General features: G+C 72.6%; 20 protein-coding genes. 10 read left to right on the top strand and 10 right to left on the bottom strand.

Translation table 11 applies throughout. The features are described from left to right. The first annotated feature begins 23 nt into the window (after positions 1-23). Complete coding sequence (locus tag LX83_RS26490; RefSeq protein WP_253776101.1) at positions 24-530, top strand: hypothetical protein; 507 nt, start codon at positions 24-26, stop codon at positions 528-530. Positions 531-605: 75 nt separating this feature from the next. On the opposite strand, the gene LX83_RS26485 is transcribed toward LX83_RS26490, so the two are convergent. Beyond that, positions 606-2234 (bottom strand): fumarate hydratase, encoded by a 1629-nt coding sequence (locus LX83_RS26485; protein ID WP_253776269.1) that lies wholly within the window; start codon positions 2232-2234, stop codon positions 606-608. A 166-nt stretch (positions 2235-2400) separates the two neighbouring features. On the opposite strand from LX83_RS26485, the gene LX83_RS26480 reads away from it, so the two are divergent. Next, entirely contained in the window at positions 2401-3420 is a 1020-nt protein-coding gene (locus tag LX83_RS26480; protein WP_253776098.1) for a phosphotransferase family protein, read from the top strand. A 316-nt stretch (positions 3421-3736) separates the two neighbouring features. Here the strand turns inward: LX83_RS26480 and LX83_RS26475 are convergent, their stop codons facing one another. The 4 genes from LX83_RS26475 to LX83_RS26460 all read right to left on the bottom strand — a co-directional run bounded on the left by LX83_RS26475 (position 3737) and on the right by LX83_RS26460 (position 8670). Beyond that, positions 3737-4708, bottom strand: coding sequence for a sigma-70 family RNA polymerase sigma factor (locus LX83_RS26475; RefSeq protein ID WP_253776095.1), 972 nt, complete (start codon positions 4706-4708; stop codon positions 3737-3739). A gap of 268 nt (positions 4709-4976) precedes the next feature. Next, complete coding sequence (gene dtd / locus LX83_RS26470) at positions 4977-5402, bottom strand: D-aminoacyl-tRNA deacylase (RefSeq protein ID WP_253776092.1); 426 nt, start codon at positions 5400-5402, stop codon at positions 4977-4979. After that, the gene (locus LX83_RS26465; protein ID WP_253776089.1) at positions 5399-6949 is read right to left on the bottom strand and encodes a DUF7782 domain-containing protein; all 1551 of its coding nucleotides are present in this window, start codon (positions 6947-6949) and stop codon (positions 5399-5401) included. The genes dtd and LX83_RS26465 overlap by 4 nt, the downstream gene beginning before the upstream one ends. A gap of 128 nt (positions 6950-7077) precedes the next feature. Next, the gene (locus tag LX83_RS26460; protein ID WP_253776087.1) at positions 7078-8670 is read right to left on the bottom strand and encodes a PucR family transcriptional regulator; all 1593 of its coding nucleotides are present in this window, start codon (positions 8668-8670) and stop codon (positions 7078-7080) included. Positions 8671-8785: 115 nt separating this feature from the next. On the opposite strand from LX83_RS26460, the gene LX83_RS26455 reads away from it, so the two are divergent. Together LX83_RS26455 and LX83_RS26450 are read left to right on the top strand one after the other, a co-directional pair. Continuing rightward, positions 8786-10054, top strand: a complete 1269-nt coding sequence (locus LX83_RS26455) for an amidohydrolase (RefSeq protein WP_253776085.1) — start codon at positions 8786-8788, stop codon at positions 10052-10054. Positions 10055-10159: 105 nt separating this feature from the next. After that, a complete protein-coding gene (locus LX83_RS26450; RefSeq protein ID WP_253776082.1) occupies positions 10160-10474 on the top strand; it encodes a DUF3099 domain-containing protein in 315 nt (104 codons plus the stop codon). 113 nt (positions 10475-10587) lie between these two features. Here LX83_RS26450 and LX83_RS26445 read toward each other — a convergent pair whose 3' ends face one another. Continuing rightward, entirely contained in the window at positions 10588-11523 is a 936-nt protein-coding gene (locus LX83_RS26445) for a carbohydrate kinase family protein (protein WP_253776079.1), read from the bottom strand. Further along, positions 11511-12437, bottom strand: a complete 927-nt coding sequence (locus LX83_RS26440; RefSeq protein WP_301328927.1) for a pseudouridine-5'-phosphate glycosidase — start codon at positions 12435-12437, stop codon at positions 11511-11513. The genes LX83_RS26445 and LX83_RS26440 overlap by 13 nt, the downstream gene beginning before the upstream one ends. Positions 12438-12549: 112 nt before the next feature. Between LX83_RS26440 and LX83_RS26435 the strand changes: the two genes are divergently transcribed. Continuing rightward, the gene (locus LX83_RS26435) at positions 12550-12816 is read left to right on the top strand and encodes a DUF3039 domain-containing protein (RefSeq protein ID WP_253776076.1); all 267 of its coding nucleotides are present in this window, start codon (positions 12550-12552) and stop codon (positions 12814-12816) included. A 100-nt stretch (positions 12817-12916) separates the two neighbouring features. On the opposite strand, the gene LX83_RS26430 is transcribed toward LX83_RS26435, so the two are convergent. After that, positions 12917-14320, bottom strand: coding sequence for a cation:dicarboxylate symporter family transporter (locus tag LX83_RS26430; protein WP_301328926.1), 1404 nt, complete (start codon positions 14318-14320; stop codon positions 12917-12919). A gap of 206 nt (positions 14321-14526) precedes the next feature. Next, positions 14527-15768 (bottom strand): YihY/virulence factor BrkB family protein, encoded by a 1242-nt coding sequence (locus tag LX83_RS26425; RefSeq protein ID WP_253776074.1) that lies wholly within the window; start codon positions 15766-15768, stop codon positions 14527-14529. Positions 15769-15998: 230 nt separating this feature from the next. On the opposite strand from LX83_RS26425, the gene LX83_RS26420 reads away from it, so the two are divergent. The 5 genes from LX83_RS26420 (at position 15999) to LX83_RS26400 (ending at position 23187) form a co-directional block, all read left to right on the top strand. After that, entirely contained in the window at positions 15999-17744 is a 1746-nt protein-coding gene (locus tag LX83_RS26420) for a DEAD/DEAH box helicase (RefSeq protein ID WP_253776072.1), read from the top strand. Between the two features lie 446 nt (positions 17745-18190). After that, positions 18191-19321, top strand: coding sequence for a sugar ABC transporter substrate-binding protein (locus LX83_RS26415; RefSeq protein ID WP_253776070.1), 1131 nt, complete (start codon positions 18191-18193; stop codon positions 19319-19321). Positions 19322-19469: 148 nt separating this feature from the next. Next, positions 19470-20243, top strand: a complete 774-nt coding sequence (locus LX83_RS26410) for an ATP-binding cassette domain-containing protein (RefSeq protein ID WP_253776069.1) — start codon at positions 19470-19472, stop codon at positions 20241-20243. Positions 20244-20344: 101 nt separating this feature from the next. Then, positions 20345-21874, top strand: coding sequence for a sugar ABC transporter permease (locus LX83_RS26405; protein ID WP_253776068.1), 1530 nt, complete (start codon positions 20345-20347; stop codon positions 21872-21874). 140 nt (positions 21875-22014) lie between these two features. Next, positions 22015-23187 (top strand): ROK family protein, encoded by a 1173-nt coding sequence (locus LX83_RS26400; RefSeq protein WP_253776066.1) that lies wholly within the window; start codon positions 22015-22017, stop codon positions 23185-23187. Positions 23188-23491: 304 nt separating this feature from the next. Here the strand turns inward: LX83_RS26400 and LX83_RS26395 are convergent, their stop codons facing one another. After that, entirely contained in the window at positions 23492-23671 is a 180-nt protein-coding gene (locus LX83_RS26395; protein WP_253776064.1) for a DUF7455 domain-containing protein, read from the bottom strand. Between the last annotated feature and the right edge of the window lie 135 nt (positions 23672-23806).

Genomic DNA, 23806 nt, shown 5'->3' with positions numbered 1-23806 from the left:
GCGGGGTGCTCCGTCCTCTGGACATGAAACGCACAGAACGCATGGCAACCGTGGTGGGCGCTGGTCTGCTGCTGGTGGTGGCGAGTGCGTGCGCGCCATCGGAGCGGGACAGCGTCGCGGCCGGATCCGGGAGCGGTGGCTCCGGAACGGTGTTGACCACCTCGCCGAACCCGCCGAGCAGCTCGGCTGATCCGTCCACTTCGGACCAGGTGGTGCCCAACGGGGGCACGGCCGTGCCCGGTGACCGGGTGGACGCGACCGCGCTGCCCGAGGGGTACCCGGTGCAGGTGTGGACCGAGGGCGACGGCACGACCGTGGGCGTGACCGGCCAGGAGGGCGGCTGCGGCAAGGTCCGCGCCGAGGTGACCGGGCAGTCCGCCGCGGCCGTGGCCATCGACCTGGTCGAGACCGTGCCCGCCGGGGAGCAGTTGTGCACCATGGATCTGCGCTACCCGCCGCTGAGCGTGCGGATCGACCAGCCGCTGGGCGAGCGGACCGTGGTGCTGACCGAGCGGACCGAGCAGAAGTGACCGAACCGACCGAACGCGACACGGACACCGCGCGGTCAGCGGGCCGGTGGTCGACCCGCTGACCGCGCGGTCGCGTCAGCGGCGGAACGAGATCTGCAGGGTGGGCGCGGCGGACTCGGCGAAGAAGTCGTTGCCCTTGTCGTCGACCACGACGAACGCGGGGAAGTCCTCGACCTCGATGCGCCAGACCGCCTCCATGCCCAGTTCCGGGTACTCCAGCACCTCGACCTTGCGGATGCAGTCCTGGGCCAGCCGCGCGGCCGGACCACCGATCGAACCCAGGTAGAACCCGCCGTGCCGCTGGCAGGCCTCGGTGACCTGGCGGGAGCGGTTGCCCTTGGCCAGCATCACCAGGGAACCGCCGGCCGCCTGGAACTGCTCCACATAGGAGTCCATCCGGCCGGCCGTGGTCGGGCCGAACGAACCGGACGCGTACCCCTCGGGCGTCTTGGCCGGGCCGGCGTAGTACACGGCGTGGTCGCGCAGGTACTGCGGCATGGGCTCACCCGCGTCCAGCCGCTCCTTGATCTTGGCGTGCGCGATGTCGCGGGCCACCACCAGCGGGCCGGTCAGCGACAGCCGCGTCTTCACCGGCAGCTTGGCCAACTCGGCGCGGATCTCGGCCATCGGCCGGTTCAGGTCGATCCGCACCACCTCGTCGGACAGGTCGGTGTCGGTGACCTCGGGCAGGAACCGGGCCGGGTCGCGCTCCAGCTGTTCCAGGAACACGCCCTCGGGCGTGATCTTGGCCTTGGCCTGGCGGTCGGCCGAACAGGACACGGCGATGCCGACCGGGCAGGACGCACCGTGCCGGGGCAGCCGGATCACCCGCACGTCGTGGCAGAAGTACTTGCCGCCGAACTGCGCGCCGATGCCGAACTGCCTGGTCATCTCCAGCACCTGCTGTTCCAGGTCCACGTCGCGGAAACCGTGTCCCAGCGCGGAACCCTCGGTGGGCAGGTTGTCCAGGTAGCGGGCGGAGGCGAGCTTGGCGACCTTGAGGTTGTACTCGGCCGAGGTGCCGCCGACCACGATCGCCAGGTGGTAGGGCGGGCAGGCGGCCGTGCCCAGGCTGCGCAGCTTCTCGTCGAGGAACTTGGCCAGCCGGCTCGGGTTGAGCAGCGCCTTGGTCTCCTGGTACAGGAACGTCTTGTTGGCGCTGCCGCCGCCCTTGGCCATGAACAGGAACTCGTAGCGCGGCTCGGTGCCCGGCGCCGCGTACAGCTCGATCTGGGCGGGCAGGTTGCTGCCGGTGTTGCGCTCCTCCCAGAACGACACCGGAGCCAGCTGCGAGTAGCGCAGGTTCAGCTCCTGGTAGGCGTCGAAGATGCCGCGCGAGAGCGCCTCCTCGTCGGTGCCACCGGTCAGCACCGACTCGGTGCGCTTGCCGACCACGATCGCGGTGCCGGTGTCCTGGCACATCGGCAGCACGCCACCCGCGGAGATGCAGGCGTTGCGCAGCAGGTCCATGGCCACGAACCGGTCGTTGCCGCTGGCCTCCGGGTCGTCCACGATGGCCCGCAGCTGGGCCAGGTGCGAGGACCGCAGCAGGTGCTGGATGTCCCGGATCGCTTCCTTGGCCAGCAGGGTCAACGCGGCCGGGTCGACCTGGAGGAAGCGGCGTCCAGCGGCTTCGACAACGCTCACGCCGTCCGAGGAGACCAGCCGGTACTCGGTGTGGTTGTCCTGGCCGAGCGGCAGCATGTCGGTGTACTGGAACGTGGTGGTGGGCACGTCGCGGGCTCCCTTGCGCGCAATCTGGGATACCCGAGGGAAAGTACCGTGCCCGCCCCCGCCGAGGCCCACCTGGCGCGCTGTGATCTGTGTCTAGGAGGATCGGACACCAGTCGCGGTGGAGAGGGGGCACGCGGTGGACAGTCGAACCAAGGCGCCGGTGACCGACGCACAGCTCGCCGAGATCGTGCGGGCGGCGTGCGGGGCGGGTGAGCGGCTGGTCGGGCACGTCGAGTTGACCGACGGCACGTTCAACACGGCCTACCGGCTGCGCCTGGCCAGCGGCGGCGAGCTGGTGCTCAAGGTGGCGCCGCCGGCCGGCACGGCGTTGCTGCGCTACGAACACGACCTGCTGCGCACCGAGGCCATGGTCTACGAGCTGGTCGGTGCGGCCGGCGGGGTTCCGGTGCCCGCGGTGGTGGCGACCGGGTTCGACCAGGCCGTGCTGGACCGGGACTACCTGCTGGTGACCGCGCTGCCCGGGCAGCCGTGGCCGGCGGTGCGGGAAGAACTGACCGAGCCGGTGCGCCGTGCGCTGCGCCACCAGCTGGGCGGCCTGACCGCCCGGCTGCACACCATCGCGGGCCCGGAGTTCGGCTACCCGCAACCCGGTGCCGGGCTGCGTGCGGACACCTGGCGGGCGGCGTTTCTGGCCATGGTGGACGCGGTGCTGGACGACGCCGTGCGCTACCGGGTCGCGTTACCGCTGCCGGTGCCCGAGATCGCCGCGCTGGTCCGGTCGGCGGCGGACGTGCTGGACGAGGTGACCACGCCCCGCCTGGTGCACTTCGACCTGTGGGAGGGCAACGTGTTCGTGGCGTTGACCGAACCCGGCCGGCCGAGGGTGACCGGGCTGATCGACCCGGAGCGGGCGTTCTGGGGCGACGAGTGCGCCGACTTCGTGTCGCTGGCGCTGTTCGCCGACATCGAGGCGGATGCCGACTTCCTGGCCGGCTACCGGGCGGCCGGGGGACGGGTGGAGTTCACCCCGGCGCTGCGGCGGCGGCTCACCCTCTACCGCGCCTACCTGGACCTGGTGATGGTGGTGGAGGCCAGCCCACGGGGCTATGTGGACGATCCGACGAACCTGCCGCGCGACCGGTTCTGCCGGGCCAGGCTGGCCGAAGAACTGGCCAGGCTGGCCGAGTCGGCCTGACGGACCGCGAAGCCCGGCCGGCCCGGCAGAGCCGACCAGCCAGCAGCGCCGGGCGCCGCGGAAGAACCGGACGACGACCAGTGGAGCCGGACGACACGGAGCAGCCGGAAAAGCCGGAGGAGTGGGAAAACCCGGAAATAGGCGGAAGGCCGGGCCCGACCCCGACGGCCCCGACCTTCCTCAGTGCGCGACGGCGGTTGTGCTGAGCGACCCGCGCCGCGTGGTCTGTGACTACGCAAGACCGTGCCGTGATTTCAGTCACAAGTCAATGCGTCCAAACAGGTGATTCAGGGGGAGAGCGAGTTCACCGAGCGCATCAGCTCGCGTAGGCGCGCAGTCGTTCCGCCCGGTCACCCTGCCTGAGCTTGGCCATGACCTCCCGCTCGATCTGCCGGACCCGCTCCCGGGACAGCCCGAACCGCTTGCCGATCTGGTCCAGCGTCTTGGGCTGGCCGTCCTCCAGGCCGTAGCGCAGCCGGATCACCGCCTGCTCCCGTTCGTCCAGGGTGGCCAGTACCCGGCGCAGGTCGTCCTGCAACAGGCCGGAAATCACCGCGCCCTCGGCGTCGGTGGCCTCGGCGTCCTCGATGAAGTCGCCCAGCGGGGCGTCCTCCTCGGCGCCGACCGGCATGTCCAGGCTCACCGGGTCGCGCGCGTGGTCGAGCAGATCGGAAACCTTCTCCGGGGTCAGGCCGCATTCCTTGGCGAGTTCGACATTTGTGGCCTCGCGCCCCAGTTGCTGGTGCAGATCACGCTTGATCCGCGCGAGTTTGTTTACCTGCTCCACCAGGTGGACGGGCAGTCGGATGGTTCGCCCCTGATCCGCCATTCCACGAGTGATGGCCTGCCTGATCCACCACGTCGCGTATGTGGAGAACTTGTAACCCTTGGTGTAGTCGAACTTCTCCACCGCGCGGATCAGGCCCAGGTTGCCTTCCTGGATCAGATCAAGAAGCGGCATTCCGCGCCCGGTGTAACGCTTGGCAAGAGAAACGACCAGCCGCAGATTGGCTTCCAGCAGATGGTTCTTGGCCAGATTGCCGTCCCGCACCAGCTCGTTCAGCTCGGCGCGCCGCTCCGGGGGCAGCCGCTTGGCGGTGTCCAGCATGTGCCTGGCGAAGACGCCCGCCTCGATCCGCTTGGCGAGATCGACTTCCTGGGCCGCGGTGAGCAGGGCGGTCCGCCCGATCCCGTTCAGGTAGACGCGGACCAGGTCGGCGGCTGGCCCCTGCGCGTCGAGGTCGGCCTCGGCGACGAGCTCGTGGTCGTTGTTCTGTGGGACGGTCATGGTGCTCCCTCCCCTTTCGCGGGCTGGCGTGCGGACACGTCACATACCGGCGCTGCGCTGCGCGGCGAGCCTTTCCGGCGTGGCCACCCGGGGGATACCCATCGCCTGTCTGGCTGGACACTTGGGGAAACGAGTTCGAATGGAAATTCGTTCCCGACTCCTCACGCTGGAAGACGTCGCAGCCCTCACACCGGTTGCGCCGCGAATCCTGAGGATTGGCTGAGAGAGCGGGAGTCCCGACCCGACGCCCGCCCACCGCGGCGCTTCTTCAGACTTCGACCAACACCGTGAACGGCCCGTCGTTCTCGCTGCGCACCGACATCATCGCGCCGAACCGCCCGGTTTCCACCCGCGCGCCCCGCGCCCGCAACTCCGCCACCACCGCGTTGACCAGCCGTTCGGCCTGCTCCGGCCGGGCCGCCGCGGTCCACGAGGGACGCCGGCCCCTGCGGGTGTCGCCGTAGAGCGTGAACTGGCTCACCACCAGCAGGGGCGCGCCCGAGGTGGCGCACGACCGCTCGTCGCGCAGCACCCGCAGCTCGTGCAGCTTGCGGGCCATGGTCGCGGCCTGCTCGGCGGTGTCGTCGTGGTGAATCCCCAGCAGCACCAGCAGACCCGGCTCGTCGATCGCGCCGACCACCTCGTCACCCACGGTCACACTGGCGCTGCTGACCCGGGCCGCGACCGCCCTCACCGGGCCCCCGCGGTGTCCACCCCGGACGCCTGCCCGGCGGGCAGCCACTCGGCCGGCACGACCATGCCGTAGCGCACCAGGTCGCGCACCACCGGCAGGGCCGCGGCCACCAGCGCGTCCGTGGGCAGCCCGTGCCCGAACGCCAGCAGGTCGAGCAGGTCGGCCAGGGGCATGGCACCGCGGCAGCCGGCCAGCAGGGCCGCGGCCAGCTCGTCCAGCTCCTGCTGCCAGCCGGGGCCGTCGCCGCGGTGCAGCCGCCGCACCACGGTCCGCCAGCCGTCCTCGCCCGGCTCGGCGATCTCCTCCAGCGCCACCGTGGGCGGCACCACCAGCCGGGCCGCCAGCAACCGGTCGGCCGAGCCGTTGCGGCGCAGCCAGTCGACCCGGTCCAGCCAGGCCGCGCTCTCCGGCCCCAGCGGGTCGTCGAAGGCGTGCCGCAGGTCCTCGCACACCACCTGGCCCTGGCCGGCGGGCGCCGGCCGCAGCGTGACGAACCCGAAGCCGATGCCCGCCACGTCGTTGGCCTCGAACCAGTCCAGCCACGCCGAGGACTGCTCCCGGCCCTGCGGCGAGCGCGGGTCGATGCCGGCGTCGCGCAGCCAGGTGCCCACGTACAGCGCGGGGTCGGCCACGTCCCGCTGCACGAACCAGGCGTCCACGGCGTCGCCGCCGGGCAGCCACCCGCTCACCCGGTCGGCCCAGTCCTGGCCGCGCACGTGCAGCCAGGACGCCAGCAGCTGGCCGGTGCCGCCCTCGGTGAGGTGGCCGGGCAGCTGGTTGACGACCAGGGCGCTGGCCCCGTCCCCGGCCAGGCCCGAGTCGCGGTAGACGAAGTCGACCCGGGGCGGGCCCACCACGAACGGCGGGTTGCACACCACCTGGTCGAACCGCCGGCCGGCCACCGGCTCGAACCACGGGCCGGCCAGCAGCTCGACGTCCAGCTCGTTGAGCCGGAACGTGCCGGCGGCCAGCGCCAGGGCGCGCGGGGCCAGGTCGGTGGCGGTGATCCGGCGCGCGTGCCCGCTGGCGTGCAGTGCCTGCACGCCGCAGCCGGTGCCCAGGTCGAGCAGGGTGTCCACGGGCCGGCGCGCGGTGGCCCTGGCCAGGCTCAGCGAGGCGTGGCCCACACCCAGCACGTGGTCGGCGCGCACCTGGCCGCGCCGCTGGTCGGCGTCCAGGTCGGCGATCACCCACCAGGACTCGGTGTCCGTGCCGTGCGGGCGCACGTCCAGGCCGGCCCGCAGCTGGTCGGCGGACTCGGCCGGGGCCAGCAGCTCGGCCGCGACCGCCTCGTCCAGCGACAGCGGGGCCAGGGCCGCGCGCACGTCGGCGACCGGCTCGGCGTCGCCGAGCAGGAACAGCCGGACCAGCGTGCCCAGCTGGCCGCCGTCCAGGCTGGCCCGCCGCGCCGGCTCCGGCTCGCCCCGCCCGAGCGCGGCGTGCGCCTCGGAACCCAGCAGGTCGACGACGTCATCGGCCTGGTAGCCGGCGGTGCGGAAGGCCTCGCGCAGCCGCGCGCAGAAGCTCGGTGAGAGATCAGGAACCACGGCCCCATGCTCGCACGCGCCCCCGACCCCCACCGCCCACCACCACCGCGCGAGTCGACTTTGCAAACCCCCCGAGTCGCATTTCCAAACAGGGCCATGTGGGTGACATCCCACGCCGGCGCGCCGGTCTACTGGGCCGGCCGCTGGTCCTGGTCGGCCGGCGCCGACGGCACCTGCCCGCGCCGGGCGGCCACGGCCAGCGCCACCGCCATGGCCAGCCGCTGCGCCGGGTCGTCCAGCCGCACCGGGGTCACCTCGCTCAGCCGCGCCAACCGGTAGCGCAGCGTGTTCGGGTGCACCGCCAGCCGCCGCGCGGCCGTGCGCACGTCCCCCTGGGCGGCCAGCCACGCGTCCAGGGTGGCCGCGTACTGGGTGCCGTGGTGCGCGTCGTGGCGCAGCAGGTCGGCCACGGGCCCCCGGCTGGGCAGCCGGCCGGCGTCGGCGGCGTCGGCCAGCCGCTGCAGCAGCACCCGGGCCCACGCCTCGTCGTAGACCAGCGGGTCGCCCCCGTCAGCGGTGTGCAGCGCCAGGCACTCGTCCGCCTCCTGCCGGCTGATCGGCAGCTGGTTGGCGTCGGCGCAGCCACCGATCCCGGCGCGCACGGTCGCTCCCGCCGGCAGCTCCCTGGCCAGCGTGCGCACCCACGCGCGGGCCTGGTCCGGCTCCTCACCGCACGGCAGCACCGTGTACAGCACGTTGCCGAACAGGGCGCTGCGCCCCGGCCGGGACCAGCCGAAGCCCGCGGTGGCCCGCTCGAAGGCCAGCAGCGCCGCCCCGTGCTCACCCTCACCGACGTGCGCCTGCAGCGCGATCACCCGCAGCTCGGTGCTGGGCAGGCCGAGCCGGGCCAGCGCCGCGGGCGCGCTGGTGGCGTCGTCCAGCAGACCGATCACCAGGTCCGCCTCGGCCTGGCGCTCCAGATCGGCCCGCGCCCTGGCCCGCAACAGGTGCAGCGCGGCGGCGCGCGCCCCGTCCAGCAGGGCGGCGCTGCGCCGGGCCAGCTCCGCGCCGTCCGCCTCGTCGATCTCCACCCACACCGAGCCGAGCAGCTCCCGCCCGGCGCGCACCGCCGCGACCAGCCGACAGCCCAGGCTGTCGGTCAGCTTGGGCACCAGCAGCGGCTCGGCCGACCGGGCCAGGTGGTCGAACACGCCGTAGTCGTCCAGGGCCCGTCTGGCCTCCTCGGGCACCCGCCGGCCCAGGATGGTCTGCACCCGCACCGGGTCCACGTCCTGCTGGCGGTAGGAGTAGGCGAGCACCCGGGACTGCTGGTCCTCGATGGTCACCGGGCCGTCCACCACCGCGGCGATCGCGTCGGCCAGCGCGAACAGGTCACCACCGGCCTCGGTGGCCGAGCCGTGCCGGGGATCGCCCAGCACCAGGGTCTGGGCGGCGTTGGCCAGCTGGCTCCACGGCACGGCCGGGTCGATCAGCAGCACGGCCGCGCCCGAGCGGCGCGCCGCGGCCAGCACCCGCTCGTCCACGGGCGGGTGCCCGTGCAGCACCACCGCCGCCGCGGCGGTGCGCGCCACCAGCCGGGCCGCCGCCGAGGGCGTGCCCGTGCCCAGGCCGAGCAGCACGTCGTCCGGGGCGGCCGAGGGGCGCTCGACCGGATCGTGCAGGGCCACCCCGCGCAGCTGCACGTCCCGGCCGCGCGGCGCGCAGACCAGCTGCCCGCCCAGGCTGGTGAGCACGTCGACCAGCCGGCCAAGTGCCACCATCGTCCACTCGCTCACCTGCGTGGATACCGAACCCGCTGATGGTATCCGCCAAGTGGCACACCGGGCAGGTCTCGGGGACGCTGCCAGCGAGTGCCCATTCCGGAGAGGGGTGGCCGTGGCGGCGGTGACCGAGGTGAGCGAGACGCTGGCCGGGCTGACCGGGCTGCTCGGTCAGCTGGAGGACTTCTACCTGGACCTGCACCGGCACCCGGAGCTGGCCTTCCAGGAGCGGCGCACCGCCAACCTGGTGGCCCAGCAACTGCGGCGGCTGGGCTACCGGGTCAGCGCCGGCATCGGGCGGACCGGCGTGGTGGGGGAGCTGGCCAACGGTGACGGGCCGACGGTGCTGCTGCGCGCCGACATGGACGCGCTGCCGCTGGCCGAGCTGACCGGCCTGCCCTATCTGAGCCGGGAGACCGTGGTGACCGAGCAGGGCCGCGAGGTGCCGGTGATGCACGCCTGCGGCCACGACATGCACGTCACCTGGCTGCTCGGCGCCGCCGCCCTGCTCGCCCGCAGGCCCCGGCGCTGGGCCGGGCGGCTGCTGGTGGTGTTCCAGCCGGGGGAGGAGTCCGGTGAGGGCGCCCAGCGCATGGTCGATGACGGCCTGTTCGACCGGTTCGGCCGGCCCGACGTGCTGTTCGGCCAGCACGTCTCCCCGGCGCCGGCCGCCAGGATCGGCATGCGGGCCGGGCCGCTGATGGCCGCGATGGACGCGCTGCGCGTGCGCCTGTTCGGCCAGGGCGCGTCCGCGGCGCGGCCGGAGGCGTCGGTCGACCCGGTGGTGCTGGCGGCGGCCACGGTGATGCGGCTGCAGACCGTGGTGTCCCGGGAGGTCAGCCCGGCCGAACGGGTGGTGCTCACCGTCGGGCAGATCCACGCGGGCACCGCGGAGACGCTGATCCCCGCCGAGGCCCAACTGGGCCTGAGCGTGCGCACCTTCGAGGAGCCGGTCCGGAAGCGGGTGCTGGACGCGGTGGAGCGGATCGTCCGGGCCGAGGCGGCCGCCGCCGCGGCACCCCGGCCGCCGGAGATCGAACGGGTCAGCTCCTACCCGCAGCTGGTCAACGACGAGGCCGCGACCCACCGGCTGTGGGCGGCCTTCGCCGAGCACTTCGGCGCGACCGAGGTGTTCGAGTCGGAGCTGATCGCCGGCAGCGAGGACTTCGGGGTGCTCAGCGCCGCGGCCCAGGCGCCCTCGGTGTTCTGGACGGTCGGCTGCAGCGACCCGGAGCGCTATGCCAGGGCCAAGGCCAAGGGCAGGTTCGCCCAGGACATCCCGTCCATCCACTCGCCCCGCTTCGCGCCGCAGCGCCACCCCACCCTGCCGGTGGGCGTGCGGGCCCTGGTGACCGCGGCGATGACCTGGCTGAACCCCGGCTGACCCGGCACGCGGCGGCCGGGTGTTCCGGCCCCCGGGCGGGCGCGCCCGCGCCGACGGGTGTTGGATGGGGGGCGACGGTGGGACGATGGACCCGGAGGTGGTGTCGTGAAGAATCCCGAGCCAGACGGCACCCCGGTCCTGATCACCGAGGCCGCGCCCTCCTACGACGATCAGCAGGCCGCGCGCCGCCGCAAGTACGCGATCATGATGTCCATGCGCATCCCGTGCCTGGTCCTGGCCGGGGTGTTCTACCAGGTGTGGTGGCTGGCCCTGGCGTTCGTGGTGCTGTCGGTGCCGCTGCCGTGGATGGCGGTGCTGATCGCCAACGACCGGCCGCCGCGCAAGGCCGAGCACGCCAACAAGTACCGGCCCGACCGCAGGGCGATCGAACCCCGCCAGCACCCGGTCATCAACGGCTGACGGCGAACCGAGTTCACGTGGCCCAGGCCCGGCACGGGGTCCTGGGCCACCGCCCTGTCGTGCGGCCAGCCCTGACCGTCCGGCCCTGACTGGCTAGCACTGACCGTCCGGCGCTACCCGTTCAGTCCGGTGTCCGGGCGCTGCTGGCGGGCGGGCTGGGCGCCGACCAGCCGCACCGCGCTGGCCCCGGCCGCGACCCCGGCCCGCAGCGCCTCGACCGGACCGCGTCCGGCCAGCCACGCGGCCAGCAGCCCGGCGTCGAACGCGTCACCCGCGCCGGTGGAGTCCACGCACACCGCCGGTTCGGCCGGCACCGCCACGACCCCGTCCTGGTCCACCCAGCTCGCGCCCTGCTCGCCGGTGGTCACCGCGACCGCGCCCACCACGTCCAGCAGCTCGCGCGCGGCCGCCGGGTCACCGCTGCCGGTCAGCGCGGCCAGCTCGTCCTGGTTGGGCAGCAGCAGGTCCACGCCCCGGATCGCGGCCAGGAACCCGGCCGGGTCGGTGATCAGCGCCGCGGCCTGCGGGTCCACCGACGTGGTCAGCCCGGCCCGGTGCGCGGCGGCCAGCGCGGCCAGCCCCGCGGCCCGGGACGAGGCGTCCAGCAGCACGTACCCGGACAGGTGCAGGTGGCTGGCGCCGGCCAGCAGCGCCGGGTCCAGGTCGGCGGGGGAGAACCGGGCGTTGGCGCCCCGGTCGGGCAGCATGGTGCGCTGGCCGTGCTCGTCGACCAGCACCACCACGCAGCAGGTCGCCGCGTCCGGGTCAACGGCGAACGCGCAGCGCACCCCGATCGCGGTGAGTTCGGCGTGCACCTGCCGGCCGGCCGAGTCCGCGCCGACCCTGGCGACCAGCACCGGCGACGCCCCGCACTGCGCCAGCCACGCGGCCGTGTTGGCGCCGGCCCCACCCGGTTCGATGCTCACCCTGGCCCGGCTGTCACCGCCGTGCACGATGCGTCCGGTGTACCTGGCCACCACGTCCAGGCCGGCGTCGCCGACCACGATGACCGGGCCGCCGAGGGGCGCGCTCCGGCTCACTCCCGCCATCCGGCCAGGGCCACGGCCGTCTCGGCGGCGAGTGCCGCGTTGGACAGCACCAGCGCCTCGTTGGCGTCCAGGCTGACCCCGCCGCTGGCGGTGTGGAAGTGCTCCAGCAGCACCGGGGTGACGTCCTTGCCGTGCACCTGCCGCTCGGCGAGCAGGGCCAGGCCCTCCTCCAGCAGCCGGTCGTGCAGGTCCCTGGGCATCTCGTGGTCGACCGGCACCGGGTTGGCCAGCAGCACGCCCGAGCCACCGGGCACCTGGGCGCGGTGCGCGGCCACCACCGCGGCGGCCTGCGCGGCGTCGTCCACCCGCCACGGCACCTCGAACTCGGATTCACGCAGGTAGAAGGCGGGGAAGGCGTCGGTGCGGTAGCCGAGCACGGGCACCGAGCGGGTCTCCAGCACCTCCAGGGTGGCGCCGATGTCCAGCACCGACTTCACCCCGGAGCAGACCACCAGCACCGGGGTGCTGGCCAGCACGTCCAGGTCGGCGGAGACGTCCCAGGACAGCCGCGCGCCCCGGTGCACGCCGCCGAGGCCGCCGGTGGCGAACACGCCGATGCCGGCGGCGTCGGCCAGGGCGGCGGTGCTGGCCACGGTGGTGGCGCCGGAGCGGCCCAGCGCCAGGGCCGGCGCCAGGTCCCGGCGGGACAGCTTGACCAGGTCCGCGTCGGGCGCGCAGACCCGGTCCAGTTCGGCCGCGCTCAGCCCGACCACCGGCTGTCCGTCCAGCACGGCGATGGTGGCGGGGATCGCTCCGGCGGCCCGGACCGTGTCCTCCAGCCGCTGGGCCACCTCCCGGTTGCGGCCCGGCGGCAGCCCGTGGGCCAGCAGCGTGCTCTCCAGCGCGACCACGGCCTGCTGGGCGGCCAGTGCGTCGGCGACTTCGTCAGCGATCCTCATTGTCACGGCAATCATCATGACCGACCGGAGGTGTCCTTCCCGAATCCAGCCCGAGCCGGCGGCCTGCGACAACGCCCCGGGGCGGGGTGCTGGCTGGCCCGGACGGGGGCCGGCGACGTGGGGCATCATGGAATCCGTGAGCACTCCCACGCAGACGCTGCCGGACACCGGGACGCGCCCGGAGACCACCGACCAGACCGGCGACGACTCGCCGAAGATGTTCCACTACGTGCGCAAGGCCAAGATCGCGGAGAGCGCGGTGCTGGGCACGCACGTGGTGGCGCTGTGCGGCGAGGTCTTCCCGGTGACCAGGGCACCCAAGCCGGGGTCCCCGGTGTGCCCGGAATGCAAGCGCATCTACGACGGCCTGCCCCCTGGCGGCGACGACGACTGAGTCCCGGCCGGCCCGGCCGGGTGCACGCGTGCCCCGACCCCGGTGCTGACCGGGGCCGGGGCCGTCGCCCGTGCTGGCCCCGCGGGCTGTCCGGGCGGGCTCAGCCGCGCTTGCCCGCCGGGGCGCCGACCGGGGTCGCGTCGCCCTCGTCCGCCTCGTCCGCCTCGTCCTGCTCGGCGGCGGGGCCGTGCTCGTCGTTCATGGTCGCCTCGTTGAACGGGTCCTGGCCGGCGAGCACCCGGCGCATCTGCTCCCGGTCGATCTCCTTGGTCCAGGTGCCGATCAGCACCGTGGCCACCGAGTTGCCGGCGAAGTTGGTCAGCGCCCGCGCCTCGGACATGAACCGGTCGATGCCCACGATCAGGCCGACCCCGTCGACCAGTTCGGGCCGGTGCGACTGCAGGCCACCGGCCAGCGTGGCCAGCCCGGCGCCGGACACCCCGGCCGCGCCCTTGGACGCGATCACCATGAACAGCAGCAGGGTGATCTGCTCGGCCACCGACAGCGGCTTGCCCATGGCGTTGGCCACGAACAGCGAGGCCATGGTCAGGTAGATGGCGGTGCCGTCCAGGTTGAACGAGTAGCCGGTGGGCACGGTGATACCGGCCACCGACCGGCTCACGCCCAGGTGCTCCATCTTCGCGATCAGCCGGGGCAGCGCGGTCTCCGACGACGAGCTGCCCAGGATCAGCAGGAACTCCCGGCCCAGGTAGCGCAGCAGCGAGAAGATGTTCACCCGCGCCACCAGCCACAGCAGGGCGCCGAGCACCACCACCACGAACAGCACGCAGGTGATGTAGAAGCCCACCATCACCAGGGCCAGGTCGCGCAGGGCGGTGACGCCGGTGTTGCCGACCACGCCGGCGATCGCGCCGAACGCGCCCACCGGGGCCACCCACATGACCATCGCCAGGATGCGGAACACCAGCCGCTGGATGTGCCCGATGCCGCGCAGGATCGGCGCGCCGGTCTTGCCCATGGCCTGCAGGGCGAACCCGGCCAGCAGGGCGACCAGCAGCGTCTGCAGCACCTCGCCCTCGGTGAACGCGGACACCAGCGTCTTGGGGATGATCCCGAGCAGGAAGTCGGCCAGTCCCTCACCGCCCTTGACCTGGGCTTCCCCGGTCTTGCGCATGGCGTCGGTCAGCTGCAGGCTGTCCGCGTGCGGCAGCACGTTGCCGACCACCAGGCCGATGGCCAGCGCCACCGTGGACATCACCACGAAGTAGCCCAGGGCCAGGCCGCCGACCGCGCCGACCTTGGCCGCCTTGGCCACCGAGCCGATGCCGAGCACGATGGTGCAGAAGATGATCGGGCTGATCAGCATCTTGATCAGCGCGACGAACCCGTCACCCAGCGGCTTGAGGTTCTTGGCGACGTCCGGGGCGGCCAGCCCCACGACGATGCCGAGCAGGACCGCAGCGATGACCGCCAGGTAGAGAAAATGGGTGCGATCCCGCCTGCGCGGGGTCGGGCGCCCGTCAGACGGCGCGGTAGTGGACAACGCTCCTCCTCGACATGCTGTGCTGCTGCTGCGCTGCGGCGCACTGGCCCCGCGGGGCGGGTGACGGCGGAGCAACTATGTGCCAGTTCATGACCTGCGTCACCCTTGTGGTCATTTCGTACACGCGACACCGCCGTTACGGGCAGCACACGAAATCAGGGCCTGACCACGAATGGAGCATATTAGGTGCCCGCTGGCGGACACGCTCAGTCAGTATCCGTCCGGTTGGACTCGTCCGACGAGGGGGGCCGGCCGTACTCCGGTCGCCGGGCCCGGTCCGCGGTGGGCGGCCGGCCGTTGGCGCCGCGCCCCGGCTGCTCGGCCCACGGCCCGGACGGGCCGTCCGGTGGCTGAACGTCCGGGGACTGGCCGTGCGGGGGCTGGTCGTCCGGGGGCTGGTCGTCCAGGAGCGGCTGGTCGCCCGGCTGGTCCGCCGGGCGCCTGGCCCGCCAGGCCCGGCGGCCCTCCTCGGCGCGCAGCCGCTCGGCCGCCCGCTCCATCTCCAGCCGCCGCCACCTGCGGCGCTGCCGGCGGGTCATCTTCGCCGGGTACATCTCCTGGATCGCGCTGTTGAAGTAGGCGCCGCTGACGATGGCCAGCCCGATGAAGAACGCGAACAGCAGGAAGGCGATCGGGGTGGCCAGCGCGCCGTAGGTGTAGCCGGTGGTGGTGATCCAGCCGATGTAGAGCCGCAGGCCGATGCTGGACAGGATGAACACCACCATGGCCAGCACCGCGCCGGGCAGGCCCCGGTGCCAGGGCAGCTTGCGGGGCAGCGCCAGCTTGTAGAGCGTGGCCAGGGCGAGCACCAGCAGCACCGCGACCACCGGGTAGTAGAGCAGGCTGACCCACTCGGTGATGGTCGGCTGCCAGGCCACCGGGAAGAAGTTGGGCAGCAGGTCGGGGCCGATGGCCAGCACCGGCAGCCCGACGATGGCCAGCACCAGGAACGCCACGTACAGCAGCAGCGCGAAGATGCGCTGCCACACGTCGTGCCGCACCCCGTACTGGCCGTGCGCGACGGTGATGGCGTCCACGAACGAGGACATGGCCGACGAGCCCGCCCACAGCGAGAGCAGGAACCCCAGTGACACGATCTCGCTGCGGCCCTTGGTGAGGATGTCGGCCACGGTGGGCGCGATGATCCGCTCCACCACGTCCCGGTTGAAGATCGTCTGGCTGAACGACAGGATCTTGCCCTGCACCTGGTGCACCACGTCCGGCCCGAACCAGTCGCCCAGAAAGCCCAGGCTGCCCAGCAGGCCGAGGAGCAGCGGGGGCAGCGACATCGTCTGCCAGAAGGCGGCCTCGGCCGCCTCGGAGAAGATGTTGCCCTCCCACGCCTTGGCCAGCGTGCGCGCGAACAGCCGCAGCGCCCCTCGCCGCACCGGTGGCTCACCGGACGGGTGGCTGCTGCGGGCCGTGGTGTGACCGGACTGCGGATCCATCGCGTGCTCAAGCATGGTGCATGGACTTCGGCTGGGCCCAACCAACCCCGACATCAGGGGTGTGGCGCGCGGGCGTGGCCCGGCCCACGGGTGTTGCGCCACCGGGGCGATCGGCCGAACGGGTAGGCTGCCATGCGCCCTCACCAGCTTCCCGGCAGTGCTGCTGGCGCCCTGTGAGGGCATTCGTGCGTTCACGAGCCGGTGACCCCGAGGAAAGGAGCGGAGAGTCCGTGGCCCAGCCCGACTCCCTGGTCCAGGCTGACCCGGCAGCGGGCGTGCAGGCGCGGCCGCTGCGAGCCTGGCAGCGCAGAGCGCTGACGAAGTACCTCACCACCAAGCCCAGGGACTTCCTGGCGGTGGCCACGCCCGGCGCCGGCAAGACCACCTTCGGCCTGCGGGTCGCCGCCGAGCTGCTGGCCGACCGCACGGTCGAGACGGTCACCATCGTCGCGCCCACCGAGCACCTCAAGCACCAGTGGGCCGGCGCGGCCAGCGCGGCCGGCATCCCGATCGACTCCAACTTCCGCAACAGCTCCGGGGCGACCTCGCGGGACTACCGGGGGGTCGCCGTGACCTACGCCCAGGTGGCCGCGCACCCCTCGCTGCACCGGGTGCGCACGGAGAACCGCAAGACCCTGGTGATCCTGGACGAGGTGCACCACGGCGGCGACGCCAAGTCCTGGGGCGATGCCATCCGGGAGGCGTTCACCCCGGCCACCCGCCGGCTGGCGCTCACCGGAACGCCGTTCCGCAGCGACGACTCGCCCATCCCGTTCGTGGAGTACGAGCCGGACTCCGCCGGTGCGCTGCGCAGCCGCGCCGACCACGCCTACGGCTACGCGGACGCGCTGCGCGACGGCGTGGTCCGGCCGGTGATCTTCCTGGCCTACTCCGGTGAGACGACCTGGCGGACCAGCGCCGGCGAGGAGTACACCGCGCGGCTGGGCGAGCCGCTGACCGCCGAGCACACCGCCCGGGCCTGGCGCACCGCGCTGGACCCGACCGGCGAGTGGATCCCGTCCGTGCTGGCCGCCGCGGACAAGCGGCTGACCCAGGTGCGCCAGGGCGTGCCGGACGCGGGCGGCCTGGTGATCGCCACCGACCACGTCACGGCCAAGGCCTACGCGGACATCCTGCACCGCACCACCGGGCACGAGCCGGTGGTGGTGCTCTCCGACGACCCCAAGGCGTCCGGCCGCATCGCCGAGTTCTCCGCCTCGGACGACCGCTGGCTGGTGGCGGTGCGGATGGTCAGCGAGGGCGTTGACGTGCCCCGGCTGGCCGTGGGCGTCTACGCCACCAGCGCGTCCACCCCGCTGTTCTTCGCGCAGGCGGTGGGCCGGTTCGTGCGGGCGCGCCGGCCGGGCGAGACGGCCAGCGTGTTCCTGCCCAGCGTGCCCGTGCTCCTGCAGCTGGCCAGCGAGCTGGAGGAACAGCGCGACCACGTGCTCGGCAAGCCGCACCGGGAGAAGGGCGGCTGGGACGACGAGCTGGTCGCCGACGCCAACCGCACCAAGGACGAGCCGGGTGAGGAGGAGCGCGCGTTCACCGCGGTCGGCGCCTCGGCCGAGCTGGACCAGGTGATCTACGACGGCAACTCGTTCGGCACGGCCGCGCTCGCCGGCACCGCCGAGGAGCAGGAGTACCTGGGGCTGCCCGGGTTGCTCGAACCCGACCAGGTGCGCGCGCTGCTGCGGCAGCGCCAGCAGGAGCAGCTGGCCCAGGCCAGCAGGCGCAAGGCCGAGCAGCCCGAACCACCGCCCGAGCCCAAGCCGGCCCGCCCGGCGAGCGTGCAGGAGCACCTGGCCTCGCTGCGCCGGGAACTCAACACCCTGGTGGCGCTGCACCACCACCGCACCCGCAAACCGCACGGGGTGATCCACGGGGAGCTGCGGCGCGTGTGCGGTGGCCCGCCCACGGCCATGGCCACGGTGGAGCAGCTGGAGGAGCGCATCGCCACGCTGCGCTCCTGGTGACGCCCACCAGCGACGCCCGGCCCGCCCGCCAACCCGATCCGCCGGTCGGGTTGGCGCGGGCTGCCCGGATCAGCCCCGGCAGGCCCAGAACGAGGGGCCAGAACGGGACCCGGGACGGGGCCGGAACGGGGCGCTGAACCAGGCCGCGAACCGAGGCACCAGGTCCTGAACCAGGTCCTGGACAAGCCGCACCGACCGCACATCCGGCGGCCGCGCACCGGTCATCTGCCGGCCATCTGGCCGTTACACTGCGTGAACATTTGGTGTGAATGTCGCAGTCAGTCACCCGGTTAGTTATCTCGCTGTTGCCGCATCGTGTTGCGGAAATTCACCTGTATCGATTCCGTGTGGTTCCAGTCACCCGGCTGGGGGGCATACGTTGTGCGCCACAACATTCTCGGTCGGCGGCATCGACGCCGTCATGGCTGGCAGGAAAGGGATGGCGCATGCGCAGCAGAACCCTGGCCCTCGTCGCTGCGGGTACGGGCCTGGTCATGGGCCTCACGGGATGTGGGGCCAACAGCGCTGACAGCGGTTCGAGCAGCAGCACCACCAGCGCCGGCAACGGCAGCTCCGGTGGCGGCATCAAGGTGGGCGTGATCCTGCCCGAGACGACCAGTTCGGCCAGGTGGGAGGGGTTTGACAAGCCCCTGCTCGAACAGGCCATGCGCGCCCAGGGGCTGGACCCGGACGTGCAGAACGCCCAGGGCGACGTGAACAAGTTCTCCACCCTGGCCGACGGCATGATCAACAGTGGCGTGAAGGTCCTGGTCATCGCCTCGATCAGCAGTGAGAGCGGCTCGGCCGTGGCCGCCAAGGCCAAGGCACAGGGCATCCCCACCATCGACTACGACCGCCTCAACCTCGGCGGCAGCTCCGAGTACTACGTTTCCTTCGACAACCAAAAGGTCGGCCAGCTGCAGGGCCAGGGCCTGGCCGACGCGCTGGGTGACAAGCAGGGCGCGGAGATCATCGAGATCCAGGGCGCCCCCACCGACAACAACGCGACCCTGTTCAAGAACGGGCAGCGCCGGGTGCTCCAGCCCAAGTACGACTCGGGCGCCTACAAGCTGGTGCAGAGCCAGCCCATCGACAAGTGGGACAACCAGGTGGGCGGCCAGACCTTCGAGCAGATCCTCACCGGCAACGGCCAGAAGGTGGACGGCGTGATCGCCGCCAACGACGGGCTGGCCAGCGCGGTCATCACCGTGCTGCAGAAGTACGGCCTCAACGGCAAGGTCCCGGTGACCGGCCAGGACGCCACCCCGGACGGGCTCAAGGCGGTGCTGCGCGGCGACCAGTACATGACCGTGTACAAGCCGATCAAGCAGGAGGCCGAGGCCACCGCCAAGCTGGCCGCCGCACTGGCCAAGGGCGACACCGCGGGTGCCGACAAGATCGCCACCCAGACCGAGAAGGACCCGACCGGCAACCGCGACGTCAAGTCGGTGCTGCTGGAGCCGCAGCTGATCACCAAGGACAAGGTCAAGACCGTGTTCGACCAGGGCGAGATCAAGGTCTCCGACGTGTGCACCGGCGACACCGCCGCGCTGTGCCAGGCGCAGGGCATCTCCTGAGCACCACCACCCGCAGTCCGGCCCGACCCACCGTCGACCGAGCGACCCGAGGCGGTCGCGGGCCGGAACGCCCCCGTGGCGGGGTGCCGACCACACCCCGAACGGCACCCCGCCACGGCCCCACCCGTTCACGCATGGAGGAGTGCCGGTGAGCGAGCCCATTCTCGAACTACGCGGCATCAACAAGAGCTTCGGCGCCGTGCACGTGCTGCACGACGTCGACTTCACCGTCCGGGCCGGCGAGGTCACCGCACTGGTCGGCGACAACGGCGCCGGCAAGTCAACCCTGGTCAAGTGCATCGCCGGGATCCACCCGACCGACTCGGGCGAGGTGCTCTTCGACGGCAGGCAGGTCAGCATCCACGGCCCCAAGGACGCCGCCGACCTGGGCATCGAGGTCGTCTACCAGGACCTCGCCCTGTGCGACAACCTCGACATCGTGCAGAACATGTTCCTCGGCCGGGAACGCGGCAAGGCCGGCGTGCTCGACGAGGCCGACATGGAACAGGCCGCACGCCGAACCCTGGCCTCGCTGTCGGTGCGCACGGTGAAGTCGGTGCGCACCCCGGTGGCCGCGCTGTCCGGCGGCCAGCGGCAGACCGTGGCCATCGCCAAGGCCGTGCTGTGGGACAGCAAGGTCGTGCTGCTCGACGAGCCCACCGCCGCCCTCGGCGTCGCCCAGACCCGCCAGGTGCTCGACCTGGTGCGCCGCCTGGCCGAACAGGGCCTGGGCGTGGTGCTGATCAGCCACAACATGAACGACGTGTTCGAGGTGGCCGACCGGATCGCCTGCCTGTACCTGGGGCGGATGGCCGCCGAGCTGCCGACCAAGGACGTCAGCCACAGCCAGGTGGTCGAGCTGATCACCGCCGGCCGCTCCGGTGACCTGGGCATCGCCCGGCCGGACATGGCCGCGGTCTAGCGACCGGCCAGCCCACCACACCCGGCCGCAGCACGTCGGCCACCCACCGTCCACGGGACCGGACCACCAGAACCGGCCCGGCATTCGTGAGGACCCCGAGCATGAGCGACACCTCAGCCGGCACGGCGACGACCGGCGACAAGAACGACGAGCGCGGGCCCGCCCCGACCGGGGGCGAGGCCGGCGCGACCGCCAAGAACACCGCCAAGGGCCCGGACAGGAGCACCGACAAGGCGACCCCCAGCGCGGCCATCGCCGACTTCGGCATCGACACCACCTCCCAGACCACCGGCGAGGCCCTGCGCGCCTACGTCGCCCGGGTGCGCGGCGGCGAGTTCGGCTCGCTGCCCGCGCTGCTGGGTCTGGTGGTGCTGCTGGTCGTGTTCAGCGCCCTGTCCGACAGCTTCCTGACCCTGGGCAACATCGCCAACCTGCTGGCCCAGGGCACCGGCACCACGATCATCGCCATGGGCCTGGTCTTCGTGCTGCTGCTCGGCGAGATCGACCTGTCCGCGGGCACCGCGTCCGGCGTGACCGCCTCGGTGATGGCACTGCACCTGGTGCGCAACGGAAACCTGCTCTCCGGCATGGGCACCACGGTGTTCTACCTGTTCGCCGCGGCGCTCGTGGTCGCCGTGGTGCTCGCGCTGCTGCTGCGCGTCTGGATCGGCGCGGGGCTGTCCGCGGTGGCACTGGTCATCGTGCTGGCCGGCGTCCCGGCCAACCCGTGGGTGGAGATGCTGCTGGCGCTGTGCGTCGGCGCCGCGATCGGCTGCATCACCGGATTCCTGGTCGCCAAGGTCGGCATCCCCTCGTTCGTGGTGACCCTGGCGCTGTTCCTGGCCTGGGGCGGGGTCGTGCTCCAGTTCATCGGCGAGGGCGGCACCCTGGGGCTGCGCAACGACGTGCTGTTCGCGGTGGCCAACGGAAACCTGTCCACGGCGGCCAGCTGGGCGCTGTTCGTGGTCGCCGCCGGCGGCTACGCCGCGGTGGTGCTCACCCGGCACTTCAGCCGGCTGCGCAAGGGTTTGGTGGCCCAGCCGACCACCCTGGTCGCGGTCCGGGTCGGTGCCGTGGTCGTGCTCGGCGCGGCAGCCACCTACCTGCTGACGCTCAACCGCTCGGTGAGCAACGTGGTGACCATCTCCGGTGTGCCCTACGTGGTGCCGATCGTGCTGGTGCTGCTGGTGATCGGCACCTTCGTGCTGGACCGCACCCGCTACGGCCGGCACATCTACGCGGTGGGCGGCAACAAGGAGGCGGCCCGCCGGGCCGGCATCAACGTGACCCAGATCCGGATGAGCGTGTTCGTCATCTGCTCCTCGGTCGCGGCGCTCGGCGCCATCGTCTACTCCTCGAAGGTCGGCTCGGTCGACCCGAACGCCGGTGGCGGCAACACCCTGCTGTTCGCGGTCGGCGCGGCCGTGATCGGTGGCACGTCCCTGTTCGGCGGCAAGGGAAGGATCCGCGACGCGGTGATCGGCGGCGCCGTGCTGGCGATCATCCAGAACGGACTCGGCCTGCTCAAGCAGCCAGCCGCGGTCGTCTCCATCGTCACCGGCCTGGTGCTGCTGCTGGCGGCCAGTGTGGACGCGCTGTCCCGGCGGCGGGCCGCGGCCGCGCCGCGCTGAACCGCCTGACGCGCGCCACGTGGGAGATCAGGACCCGAGCGGATCAGCGTCGATCCGCTCGTGGTAGTCAACTGGTGTCCACTGTGCACGGCACGAGCAGGCAAGGCGCACCCGCTGAACGGGACTGACGGGATGACCACGTGACCACATCGACCGCTGGGGCCCGCCCGGACGAGGTCCGCAGACACAACCGGACCGCGGTGCTGCGCCGGCTGCACGTCGGCGGTCCGTGCACCCGGGCCGCGCTGGCCACCGAACTCGGTCTGAACCGCAGCACCATCAAGGCACTGGTCGACGGGCTCGCCTCGATCGGGCTGGTGGTGGAGAAGCTGCCGGCCCAGCGCAGCGGCGCCGGCCGGCCGTCGCTGCTGGTGCTGCCGCAGCCGCACGCGGCCGTGGTGCTGGCCGTGGACGTGCGGGTCGAACAGGTGGCCATCGCCATGGTCGGCATCGGCGGCGAGATCCTGGGCCGGCACAGCTGGAACCTGCACGGCAAGGCCCGCCGCCCCGACGAGGTGCTGACCCACATCGTGGAGTCGTCCCGGCTGCTGGCCGACGAGCTGTCCGTGGACATGGTGGGCGTTGGCGTGTCCGTGCCGGGCGTGGTCCGCCGCTCCGACGGGCTCGTGCACGAGGCACCCAACCTGCACTGGACCGACGTTCCACTGGGCGACCGGCTGTCCGCGGTGTTCCGGCTGCCCGTCCAGGTCGGCAACGACGCCGAACTCGGCGCACTGGCCGAACACGTGCGGGGCGCGGCCAGGACCGCCTCGGACATCGTCTACATCTCGGCGGACGTGGGCGTGGGCGGCGGCGTGATCTCGGACGGCGCGCCGCTGCGCGGCGCCGGCGGCTACATCGGCGAGATCGGCCACATGGTGGTCCGCCCGGACGGGCGCGCCTGCTACTGCGGCTGCCAGGGGTGCTGGGAGACCGAGGTGGGCGAGGCCGCGCTGTGCCGGGCCATGGCACTGCCCGAGGGCTCACCGCGCGGCGCGCTGGTCGCCGAACTGCGCTCGCTGGCCAGCCACCCGGACAGCGTGGCGCACCGGCTCGGCGAGTTCATGGACTGGCTGGCCCTCGGCCTGGTCAACGTGGTGAACATGCTGGCGCCCGAACTGGTCGTGCTCGGCGACCTGTTCACCGCGCTGCCCGCCCAGGTGGTGGAGCGGGTCAGCGCGATCGTGCGCGAGCGCAGCCTGGTGAGCAGGGCGGTCGGCGGCACCCGCGTGGTCAGCTCCCCGCTGGGCCGGGACGCCAAACTGGTGGGCGCCGCCGAACTGGCCTTCGAACCCATCCTCGACAACGTGTGAGCCGCGCCGCCGCACCCGAGCGGCTTCCACGCGGCGAGGACACGCCCCGGCCTCTGGTTGGTCCGGTCCGCACCGGGTACTGACCTCGGACGTGCCGGAAACTCGTCGACCTCATCGACCTCGTCGACCTCATCGCCGCGGGCCCGGGTTCCGCACCGCGGGTCGGCGCGCCGGTTCCGGCTCAGGCGGCTCGGCGGGCTCGTACCGGGTGGCGGGCCAGCGGGTGGCACCGGGAAGAAAAAACACCAGGGCGGGCGAGACCTGGGTGTCTCGCCCGCCCTGTGCGCCCGGAGTGCGGGTGCGGTCAGCCCTCCTGGATCTCGGCCGACAGCTCCCGCAGCTTCGCCCGGTGTTCACGCGCGTGGTGACCGCAGAACAGCAGTTCACCGCCGGTCGGAAGCACTGCGCGGATCTGCGCGGCGGCCCCGCAGCGGTCGCAACGGTCTGCAGCGGTCAGCTCGGGGCGGGTGAGCGTGGTGGTCATGGGTGTCTCCCTCCGTCCCGGCACCAGGGTTGGTGCCATTGATCCGGCTGCGACCACAGCGCCCTGGCTGGTCCGCGGTGCTCGCTAGTTCCACTCTTGCAGACGCTCGGCCGTACGTCAGTGTTCCCAGGCGGT

The organism is Goodfellowiella coeruleoviolacea, assembly GCF_024171785.1.
Taxonomy (GTDB): Bacteria; Actinomycetota; Actinomycetes; order Mycobacteriales; family Pseudonocardiaceae; genus Goodfellowiella; species Goodfellowiella coeruleoviolacea.
Note: the sequence above shows the minus strand (reverse complement) of the source record. Positions and strands in the feature narration are given on the sequence as shown.